Origin of the sequence: Catenulispora pinisilvae, from assembly GCF_015356865.1 — a bacterium.
In the GTDB taxonomy this organism is placed as follows: Bacteria; Actinomycetota; Actinomycetes; order Streptomycetales; family Catenulisporaceae; genus Catenulispora; species Catenulispora pinisilvae.
Genome location: NZ_JAAFZA010000332.1, coordinates 1 through 9318 on the forward strand (window position 1 = coordinate 1; position 9318 = coordinate 9318).

Genomic DNA, 9318 nt, shown 5'->3' on the forward strand with positions numbered 1-9318 from the left:
GGACCTGGGCGGGTTCTTCGACGGGTGGTTGTCTTCGACCGCGCTGCCGGAGCTGCCGGCGATGCCGCGATAGGGACTGCCACTATCCTGGGTCAGTGCTTCACGAGCTTTGGGACGACGAGGATGGACCGGCGTTCTGCCTGGCCGGGCCGCGCGGAGACGGAGCCCGAGCGCTGCTCACCGGAGAGGCACAGCTCGTGTGGACCGTCGAGGCCGCCAGCTTCTTCGAGGCGATGACGCTCTACTACCGGCACATGGGTTGGGGTACCTACACCACCCGGTATCCAGAGTGGGATAAACAGACGTACGCCGACCACGGCTGGGAATGAACCGGGTCGGCTCAAGCAGTTGGCGGCCCGGGCGGGTGTGGCGGCTCAGTCCTGCGGTGCGGCGAAGGTGAACAGTTTCCGGGCGTCGATCCGCACCCCGATGCCGCCCTCAAGCCCTTCCATCCACTGCTGGAACGCAGGCCCCTGCTTCGGCAGGTAGTGGTCCAGCATCGCCTGCCGCATCGGCGCGCACTGCGGGCCGTGCAGGTCGAACAGCTCGGCCTGGCCGTGGACCGTCACCGCCACCTGCTCGCCGGGCAGGTACGTCGCGCTCACCGCCGGGCGCGCCTTCAGGTGGCGGATGCGCACCGCGTCCGGGCCGGAGCTGAACCACCAGGAGCCGTGCAGGAAGTAGCCGTCGAACGGGCCGGTCAGCGGGCGGCCGTCGGCGGTCGCGGTCGCCAGGGTGATCAGCCGCATCCCCTGGAGGTGGTCGGTCAGCGCGGTGGCGCTCATGCGGCGATCGTTGGTGATGATGTCGCGCAGGTGCGGGCCGGCGGTGGCGGCGCTGGCGTCGAGGAGGTCCTGGAGCGCGGTCAGTTCTTCGGGGGTTTCGTGCATGGGGCGACATTGCCAGACCGCACTGACAGAACACACTGATAGACCGCACCGACAGAACGAGCTGGTCGGAGGCACTCCGAGTGAGGGGTGACGTCACTATGACGTCACTTTGCTTGCAGTGACGTCATGATGGCGCTACATTGCTGTCATGGACCTGGAGCCGCATCTCGAATCCCTCCACCAGGCGCTGGCCGCCGCCGCGACGGCCGGCGGCGCGGAGGCCGAGGCGCTGATCGAGCGCTTCGCCATCCCGCTGGACGCCGCGTTCCGGCTGGCCATGCTGGACGTCGTCGCCTCGGCCGCCGGGGAGGTCTCCGAGGCGATCGCCCCGGGCCGGGTCGACGTCCGGCTGCGCGACCGGAACCCGGACCTGGTGGTGACGCCACCGCCGGCCGGCGGGCCGTCAGCCGCCGGTGCCGATGACCTCGCCGACGAGCCCGCCGATCTCAGCGCGCTGTCGGTGGCCGACGCCGAGCCCGAAGCCGAGGACGACGTCCTGGCCCGGGTGAGTCTGCGCCTGCCCGCCCGGCTGAAGAGCCAGGTGGACGAGTTGGCCGCCAGGGCCGGCCTGTCGTCGAACGCCTGGCTGGTCCGGGCGGTCGGCGCGGTGGCGGCGGCCGAGGCGCAGCGCGCGCCGCGCTCCGGGCTGCACATCGGCCAGCGCTACTCGGGTTGGTCGAACTGACAGCGGGACCGCCGCCACCGCACTCACCGCGCACTCACCGCACTCACTTTCCAAGCCATCCGCGACCCATCGAAAGGCACAGCCATGCCCATTTTCGCCACCACCGACCCGATCACACTGAAACTGGAACTGCGCGCCGCCGAAGTCCACCTGCTGGCCGGCCCGCATGAAGACGGCACCACCGTCGACGTCGTCCCGGCCGACGACACCGCCGCCAGCGTCAAGGCGGCGGCGGCCACGACCGTGGAGTTCTCCGGCGGCGAGTTGGAGATCCGCACTCCCAAGGAGCGCGCGCCGCTGTTCGGCCGGGGCGGCAGGCTGTCTCCGAAGTACACCGGTGACGGCACGGTGAAGGTGACTGTCCGGCTGGCCGCGGGCTCCACGCTCAAGGGCGTGGCGGGCCTGGCCCAGCTGAACAGTGCGGGTCGGCTCGGCGAGTGCCGGTTCACTGCCGGTTCTGGCGACATCGTGTTGGGGGAGACCGGGCCGTTGTGGGTGGAGACGGCGCTGGGCGCGGTCACTGTCGAGGCGGTCGCCGGTTCCGCGCATGTGGTGGCCGCGCAGGGCAAGGTCGAGATCGGCCGGGTCGAGGGCACCGTGGATGTCCGGAACACCAGCGGGGCGACCCGGCTCGGGCAGGTTTCCGGTGCGTTGAAAGTGGCCGGGGTCAACGGGGTGGTGACGGTCGAGCGGGCCGATTCCGATGTGGAGGTGAAGGTCACCAACGGCGATATCCGGATCGGGCAGGTGCGCACCGGTTCGGTGCAGTTGCAGACCACTGTCGGTGCGGTGGAGGTCGGGGTCCGGGCCGGTACTTCGGCGTTGCTGGATGTCAGCAGCCTGGTCGGCGGTGTGGCGAACGATCTGGACGATGCCGACGGGCCGACCGGAACTGACCGGGTCAAGGTCAGTGCCCGCACTTTGCACGGCGATGTGTGGGTGCACCGCGCCTGACGCCGTTCATCGGAAGAGCGCCACTTCAGAAGCACCGTTCAGCAAAATAAGGGGGAGGAATCAATGGCTGTGTCACCGCCCGCGATCGAGGTGTCCGGGCTGCGGAAGGCGTATGGCGGCAAGACGGTGCTCGACGGCATCGATCTGTCGGTTCCGCAGGGTTCGATTTATGCGCTGTTGGGTCCCAACGGCGCCGGTAAGACCACTATGGTCAATATCTTGACCACGCTGCTCCCGGCTGATTCCGGGACCGCCCGGATCATGGGCGACGACGTGCGCCGGGCCGACCGGATCCGTCCGCTGATCAGCGTGACCGGCCAGTTCGCCGCCGTCGACAACCTCCTCACCGGCGAGGAGAACCTGATCATGATGGCCAACTTGTACCGGCTGGGTCGCGGGCGGGCCAAGGCGCTGGCTGCGGACCTGCTGGAGAAGTTCGACTTGGCCGCGGCGGGCAAGGCCCGGGGCGCGACCTACTCCGGCGGTATGCGCCGTCGGCTGGACCTGGCCATGACGTTGGTCGCCGAGCCTCGGGTGATCTTCCTGGATGAGCCGACGACCGGGCTGGATCCGCGCAGTCGGCATGCGATGTGGGAGATCGTCCGTGATCTGACCGGGCGTGGCGTCACCATTTTCTTGACCACGCAGTACCTGGAGGAGGCCGACCAGTTGGCCGACCGGATCGGGGTCATGGACCACGGCGTGCTGGTGGCCGAGGGTACTGCCGATGAGCTTAAGCGGCGGATCCCCGGTGGCAGCGTGCGCCTGGAGTTCTCCGCCGCCGATCAGCTGGCCGTCGCCGCGGGGTTGGTGGCCGAGGCTGAGCGTGACCCCAAGGCCCTGGCCTTGCGGGTGCCGACCGATGGCGGTTTGCGTTCGCTGCGTACGCTTCTGGACCGGCTGGATGATGCCGGGGTCGAGGTTGCGAAAGTCAGTGTTCTCAGTGCCGATCTGGACGACGTCTTCCTGGCGTTGACCGAACGGTCCACGGCTCCAACGGGGCGTCCCGCGGCCTTGGCCGGCCAGCCCACTGCGCAGAAGGAGATGTTGTGAGCGCGTCGATCGCGGTCCGGAACTCCGGGACGATGCTGCACCGTAGTCTGCGGCATGGCGTCCGGTTCCCGATGATGCTGATCACCGGGCTGGTGACTCCGGTCATCCTGTTGCTGATGTTCGTGTACATCTTCGGCGGGGCGCTGGGTTCCGGCGCCGACGGCATGCCCGGCGGCCGTTCGGCCTACCTGGACTACATCGCGCCGTCGATGTTCCTGACGACCGTGTGCTACGGCGGCGGCACGACGGCGGTCACGGTGAGCGTCGATATGACCCAGGGCATCGTCAACCGGTTCCGCACGATGCCGATCTCGCAGTCGGCGCTGATGGCCGGGCACATCCTCGGCGGCGTGCTGCGGACCCTGGCCGCGGTCGGGCTGATCATGGCCGCGGCGGTGGGCTTGGGTTTCCGGCCGCACGCCTCAGCCGCCCAGTGGGCGGCCGCGGCCGGTCTGCTGCTGGTGGTGACCGTGGGTCTGACCTGCCTGACGATCGCCTTCGGCGCGGCGGCCAAGAGCCCTGGCGGGGCCAACACGGCGGTGCTGCCGCTCCAGATCCTGCCGCTGATCAGCAGCGCTTTCGTGGCGACCAGGACCATGCCGACCCCGGTCCGGCTGTTCGCCGAGTACCAGCCGTTCACCCCGATCATCAATACTCTGCGGGGGCTGCTGGTCGGCGGGCCGATCGGGCAGGACGCGTGGATCGCGGCCGCGTGGTGCGCCGGCGCAGCTCTGATCGGCTTCACGTGGTCCCGGAGGTCGTTCTCCCGGCGGCGCTGATGGCTGATGCGTCCACGCCGCAGAGCATCCACGCCGCAGTGCATACACGAGGCAGCGCATACACGAGGCTTTGACGGCATGCTGGATCGATGAGCGAAATCTCGATCAGAGAGTCCCGTGCGGGCGACGGTGTGGCCGGCGCAGAAGTGTGGCGGGAGATGGGCAGCCTGTTCACGGCTACCAATCCGGACACCTTCCACGTGCCGGCCTCCGAAGGCCTGGCCGAGTGGATCGAGGAGATCCACACCCACAAGCGCGCCGCCGATGACAACCTGCTTCTGGTCGCGGAGGTCGACGGGGTCGTGGCCGGCACTTTGGGTGCCACGCTGCACGAGCCGATCGAGGGCGCCTACCGGGAGTTGCAGACCGACTTCGGTCGGCGGCGGCTGCACATCGACAGCCTCGGCGTGCTCGGAGCCTACCGGCGTGACGGCGTCGGCACGGCCCTGATGCAGGCGGCCGAGGCGTGGGGCCGGGAGCGGGGTGCGGAGGTGGTCCTGCTGGAGACCGAGACCAACAACGCCCTGTCGGTGCCTTTCTACGAGAAGCGGATGGGGTACAGCGCGCGGGAGTTCGTTTTCCGCAAGGAGCTCGGCGCCGACCCCGCCTGACCCCGCCTGACCCTGTCTGACCCTGTCTGACCCCATGGATTCACCACGATTGCCGCCCGCCGGGACACGTATCAAGTTCGTGTCTCGGCGGGCGGCGTTTTGGTTCATCAGGTCTCAGGGCTGGATGTTCTTCAGGTCGTCGAGCAGGCTGGGGTGCGTCGGCCGCCAGTTGAGGGCCTGGCGGGTGTGGGCGCTGGAGGCCGGCTGGTCCATCGCGAAGATCACGCCGAACGGGCCGAAGTTCTCCTGCGGCACCGGCTGGACCGGCAGGCCCAACTGCCGGCCGATGGCGGTTGCGATATCGAGTACCGCGTCGCCCTCGTCGGCGACGGCGTGCCAGAGCGTTCCGGCCGGGGCCGATTCCAGGGCGAGCCGGAACAGGACGGCGGCGTCCAGGGCGTGCACGGCTGGCCAGCGCTGGGTGCCATCGCCCGGGTAGCCCGCCACCGCGGTGCGGCGCGCGTGGTCGGTGAGCAGGCCGGCGAATCCGCCCTCGCCGTTGTTGTGGACGGTGCGCGGCATGCGGACGGCCGTGGCGCGCACACCGCGTGCGGCCAGCTCCAGCAGCGCGTTGACAGAGCGGCCGCGACCGCCGACCGGTCCGTCGGTCGGCGCCGGGTCGGCCTCGGTGCTGGCGCGGCCCGGCACCCAGGGCGTCCCGGAGACGGTGACGATCGGGCGGTCGGTGCCGATCAGCTCCTGTCCCAGCGCGGCCATGGCGGCGCTCTCCTCGGTGATGGACGCCGCCAGCGCTTCCGGGCTCGCGTAGTCGCGGCCGAACGCCAGTGAGATGACGCCGTCGGACTGCGCGGCGCCGGCGCGCAGGACGTCGAGGGCGGCGATCGTTCCCGGCAGTGCCTCGGCGCCGGCGGCCTTGAGGGCCTGGGCGGAGGCGTCGGAGCGGGCGAGGGCGAGCACGGTGTGGCCGTTGGCGAGCAGTTCGGCGACGACGGCGGAGCCGATGGTGCCGGTGCCGCCGGTGACGAAGACGCGCATGAGGTTCTCCCCAAGTGATGAGACTGTTGTCCCATCACCGTAGCAGGCTGACGGGACTCATGTCCCATCACCTATGATGGGCACATGGCGCGATGGCAACCGGGGGCGACCCAACGACTGGTCGTGGCAGCAGTGGAACTGTTCAACGAACAGGGCTACGACGCCACCACCGTGGCGCAGATCGTCGAGCGCGCCGGAGTCACCAAGAGCACCTTCTTCCGGCACTTCTCCGACAAGCGCGAGGTCCTGGTGGCCGGGCAGGAGACGCTGAGCAGGCTCCTGGCCGACGGCATCGCCGAGGCACCGGCGGGCGCCAGCCCCCTGGAGGCGGTCGAGGCAGGCCTGGAACGCGCGTCCAGCGAAATGGGCCCGGCCAACCGCGAAATCGGCCCCGGACTGAAAGCGGCCGTGGCGGCCAGCACCGAACTCCAGGAACGCGACGCCCTCAAAAGCGTCAGCCTGGCCGCCGCGATGAAAGCGGCGCTCGTCGATCGCGGCGTCCCCGATCCGACCGCGCACCTCGCAGCCGAACTGGGCGTCCTGGCGTTCAAGCGGGGCTACACGCAATGGTCCGAAAGCGACCACGACGACGGCAAAGGCCTCGCGCACCACGCTCGCGCCGCCCTGAACGACCTGCGCGAGGCAACCGCGTCACTGGGCTAGTCCTGCGGCGGTTCACCCGAATCGGGCGAGGCACAACCACCCCGCCGGCCCGCAGGCTGAAGAGGCGTCAGTATGGGGGGCCGCACCTGAGCCAGTTCTGTCGCAGGACCCCTCCTCTGGCCCCGCGGATAGGGTCGGACACCGGCTTTGGCCGACGGCCGACCCGAGCCGTCGGGGGTGAGGGGAGACAGACTTGACCATCGACACGCGGAACCTGCGCATACGGCTTTACTCGGATCAGAACCTGGAACAGATGGCTGCGCAGCTGCGCCAATCCGGCATGCCGCCGGTCGAGGAGATCCTGCTGGCCCGCCGCCTCGCGCCCGGGCTGATGGAGATCGTCGTCGTCGACTCCGCCGAGTCGGCCTCGCTGGTGAACCGGTCCGAGCTCGACGGCGCGGCGCCGGAGACGTTCTTCGGGCAGGCCGTGGAGATGTCCCTGGCCGAGCAGCACTACAGCTTGCAGGAGGAGTTCGAGGGCGTGAAGTACACCGTCGTCGGCGGTGAGCACCGCTACGTGAGCTCCCATATCCACGCCCTGCGACGCTATCTGGATCCGCAGGCCGCGAGCTTCGGTGCGCTGGTGTCGTTCCCGCTCCCTGAGTACGTGTTGATACACGTCATCAGCGAGGAGATGAACGTCATCCTCGCTGCCGAAGCCCTGGCGAAGGTCACGGCGGCCTTCTACAACAAGGGCGCCAAGGCCATCAGCCCGCAGCTGTACTGGTGGCGGCCGAGCGGGTACGAGGCCCTCCCGGAGCGTGACGCCCACGCAACCGGCCAGGTCCCCCTCCTGGAGCCGATCGACATTCAGATCGACTACGAGGACTACAAGGAAGGAACCGCACCCTCGGTGATTCTGCGGACTCAGGCCAGTGCTGACCTGATCGAACGCTATGCGGGAGCCAAGCTGAGGCCGAAGGCCTAGACGATTGATTCCTGGGGGTTCCGGCTAGCAGGACCGCCGGCTGACAAGCAGTCCTTGCGAAACGGCTGAGCAGCAAGCATGGGCGTCACGGACGGCCGCCCTCAGCCCTGGTTGGCTTCGGGTGGCCGGCCGGGGCGGCCAGGCGCCGCTACTGTGCCCTTGACAGCCAGAGGCTGCGTGACGTTTCGCGCCGGTACCCCCAGGAATCAATCGTCTAGCTCCCGCGTTCAAGCGGCGTGCCGGAGGCCGGCGGTCACGGCGCGGTCCACGGCTCCAAGTCCCAGGCGGAGAACCCGAACCCGTCCCACAAAGCCCGCTCGGCCTCCTGCGGCCCGTCCTGTACCCGCTCCGGGGTGTCCCAGATCTTCGTGTCGCGGGTGGCCGGGGTGTAGCTGCGCCAGCCGGGGTGGCCGGTGCGGGCGAAGCCGGACCAGGCGTCCATCATGTCCTGTGACAGCTTGGTGAGCTGCGGGCGTTCGGCGGCCACGGTGGCGGCGCCGCGCGGGTAGGCGTCCAGGTCCAGGTTGCCCAGCACGAAGGGCACCTCCTCGGTGTGCATCGCGCCTAGGTTCTGTGCCTCCGGTACGCCGGTGGCGTAGGGGACGTGCCAGTTGAACTGGTACACGTACGTCGGGCGCCACCGCGCCTGGGCCTGCGCCATCCGCAGCGTCGGCACCCGCATCATCTGGTCGGTGAGCATGGCGTTGACCACGCGGCCCTCCGTCAGGCCGGGCCGGTCGGCGGCGTACTGCGTGTACATGCTCTGCTTCTGTGCGGCCAGCACCGCCGGGAAGCTCTGGTAGGCGGACAGCGGCAGGTCCAGCAGTTGCGGTGCGAACATGGCCCAGTAGTCGGTCTCGTTCTCGGTGGTGCCGAGCATGACGTCGACTCTCCGGGCGCTGCCTGCGGCGATCCGGTCCACCACCGGGCCGGGGATCAGCTGCCCGTCGATCGACGGGCCGAAGAACAGTGCCGAGGCCAGGCCGGACTGGCCCTGCTGGGCCTTGATCTGGAGCTGGAGCAACTGGTCGGTGCTCATCGCGTCCAGCTGCGCCACGCTGGTGATCGCGCCGGTGGCCAGCACGTGTGCGGCGGCGTCCTGCGCGTACTGCGCGGTGTGGACCAGGTAGCCGGGGCCGCTTTCGACGATGGCCCGGCGGAACAGTCGCTCGGGGTGGTCGCCGGCCAGCAGCGCGGAGATGGAGACGGCGCCGGCGGACTGGCCGAAGACGGTGACGTCGCCCGGGTTGCCGCCGAAGCCCCGGATTTGCTGCCGCACCCAGGTCAGCGCGGCGATCTGGTCGCGCAGCCCGTTGTTGCCCGAGCCGGTGTAGCGCCGGTCCAGGCCGCCCAGTTCGGTCCAGCCGAGCAGTCCGAGCCGGTAGTCGACGCTGACCACGACCGCGTCGCCGCGCTCGGCCAGCGCCGCGCCGTCGAACACCGGCTCGTTCGCCGAGCCCAGCTCGTCGGCGCCGCCGTGCAGGAACACCATCACCGGCTTGCCCGCACCGCCCGAGCGCGGCTGCCAGATCTGCGTGTACAGACAGTCCTCGCTGCCGCCCCCGCCGACGCTCAGATCCTGCGGGCAGCCCGGCTTGGCGGTGGTCGCCGAAAGCGTGCCATGCCACGGCGCCGCCGGGGCCGGAGGCAGGAACCGGCGGGAACCGGTGGGCGGCGCGGCGTAGGGGACACCGAGGTAGGCGCAGGTGCCGCCCTCGGCCACGCCCTGCACCCGGCCCAGCGTGGTGCTGGTCGTGCA

11 protein-coding genes are annotated in these 9318 nt (G+C 69.8%); 8 read left to right on the forward strand and 3 right to left on the reverse strand.

What is annotated here, in order from left to right; all coding sequences use genetic code 11:
- Nucleotides 1-95 precede the first annotated feature (95 nt).
- On the forward strand, nucleotides 96-329 hold the full coding sequence (locus IZR01_RS45370; protein WP_194898616.1) for a hypothetical protein: 234 nt from the start codon (nucleotides 96-98) through the stop codon (nucleotides 327-329).
- Nucleotides 330-374: 45 nt separating this feature from the next.
- Here IZR01_RS45370 and IZR01_RS45375 read toward each other — a convergent pair whose 3' ends face one another.
- Nucleotides 375-890, reverse strand: coding sequence for a pyridoxamine 5'-phosphate oxidase family protein (locus tag IZR01_RS45375; RefSeq protein ID WP_194927445.1), 516 nt, complete (start codon nucleotides 888-890; stop codon nucleotides 375-377).
- Between the two features lie 148 nt (nucleotides 891-1038).
- Here IZR01_RS45375 and IZR01_RS45380 point away from each other — a divergent pair, with 148 nt between their 5' ends.
- The 5 genes from IZR01_RS45380 (at nucleotide 1039) to IZR01_RS45400 (ending at nucleotide 4972) form a co-directional block, all read left to right on the forward strand.
- Nucleotides 1039-1575, forward strand: a complete 537-nt coding sequence (locus tag IZR01_RS45380; protein WP_194898618.1) for a ribbon-helix-helix protein, CopG family — start codon at nucleotides 1039-1041, stop codon at nucleotides 1573-1575.
- An 84-nt stretch (nucleotides 1576-1659) separates the two neighbouring features.
- Nucleotides 1660-2529, forward strand: coding sequence for a DUF4097 family beta strand repeat-containing protein (locus IZR01_RS45385; protein ID WP_194898619.1), 870 nt, complete (start codon nucleotides 1660-1662; stop codon nucleotides 2527-2529).
- Between the two features lie 63 nt (nucleotides 2530-2592).
- Nucleotides 2593-3582: an ATP-binding cassette domain-containing protein gene (locus tag IZR01_RS45390; RefSeq protein WP_194927446.1), complete on the forward strand. Its 990-nt coding sequence runs from the start codon at nucleotides 2593-2595 to the stop codon at nucleotides 3580-3582.
- On the forward strand, nucleotides 3579-4361 hold the full coding sequence (locus IZR01_RS45395; protein ID WP_323747286.1) for an ABC transporter permease: 783 nt from the start codon (nucleotides 3579-3581) through the stop codon (nucleotides 4359-4361). The genes IZR01_RS45390 and IZR01_RS45395 overlap by 4 nt, the downstream gene beginning before the upstream one ends.
- A gap of 89 nt (nucleotides 4362-4450) precedes the next feature.
- A complete protein-coding gene (locus IZR01_RS45400) occupies nucleotides 4451-4972 on the forward strand; it encodes a GNAT family N-acetyltransferase (protein WP_194898621.1) in 522 nt (173 codons plus the stop codon).
- Between the two features lie 114 nt (nucleotides 4973-5086).
- Here IZR01_RS45400 and IZR01_RS45405 read toward each other — a convergent pair whose 3' ends face one another.
- Nucleotides 5087-5968: an SDR family oxidoreductase gene (locus IZR01_RS45405; RefSeq protein WP_194927447.1), complete on the reverse strand. Its 882-nt coding sequence runs from the start codon at nucleotides 5966-5968 to the stop codon at nucleotides 5087-5089.
- 84 nt (nucleotides 5969-6052) lie between these two features.
- Here IZR01_RS45405 and IZR01_RS45410 point away from each other — a divergent pair, with 84 nt between their 5' ends.
- Together IZR01_RS45410 and IZR01_RS45415 are read left to right on the forward strand one after the other, a co-directional pair.
- Entirely contained in the window at nucleotides 6053-6631 is a 579-nt protein-coding gene (locus tag IZR01_RS45410; RefSeq protein ID WP_194898623.1) for a TetR/AcrR family transcriptional regulator, read from the forward strand.
- Between the two features lie 193 nt (nucleotides 6632-6824).
- Entirely contained in the window at nucleotides 6825-7559 is a 735-nt protein-coding gene (locus tag IZR01_RS45415) for a hypothetical protein (RefSeq protein WP_194898624.1), read from the forward strand.
- A 253-nt stretch (nucleotides 7560-7812) separates the two neighbouring features.
- Here IZR01_RS45415 and IZR01_RS45420 read toward each other — a convergent pair.
- Nucleotides 7813-9318: carboxylesterase/lipase family protein (locus IZR01_RS45420; protein ID WP_194927448.1), on the reverse strand; the 1506-nt coding region annotated here is incomplete at its 5' end.

Excerpts from the sequence above, each read along its gene's own strand:
- IZR01_RS45375 (WP_194927445.1), bottom strand. The coding sequence starts at position 890 with ATGCACGAAACCCCCGAAGAACTGACCGCGCTCCAGGACCTCCTCGAC.
- IZR01_RS45380 (WP_194898618.1), top strand. The coding sequence starts at position 1,039 with ATGGACCTGGAGCCGCATCTCGAATCCCTCCACCAGGCGCTGGCCGCC.
- IZR01_RS45385 (WP_194898619.1), top strand. The coding sequence starts at position 1,660 with ATGCCCATTTTCGCCACCACCGACCCGATCACACTGAAACTGGAACTG.
- IZR01_RS45390 (WP_194927446.1), top strand. The coding sequence starts at position 2,593 with ATGGCTGTGTCACCGCCCGCGATCGAGGTGTCCGGGCTGCGGAAGGCG.
- IZR01_RS45400 (WP_194898621.1), top strand. The coding sequence starts at position 4,451 with ATGAGCGAAATCTCGATCAGAGAGTCCCGTGCGGGCGACGGTGTGGCC.
- IZR01_RS45405 (WP_194927447.1), bottom strand. The coding sequence starts at position 5,968 with ATGCGCGTCTTCGTCACCGGCGGCACCGGCACCATCGGCTCCGCCGTC.
- IZR01_RS45410 (WP_194898623.1), top strand. The coding sequence starts at position 6,053 with ATGGCGCGATGGCAACCGGGGGCGACCCAACGACTGGTCGTGGCAGCA.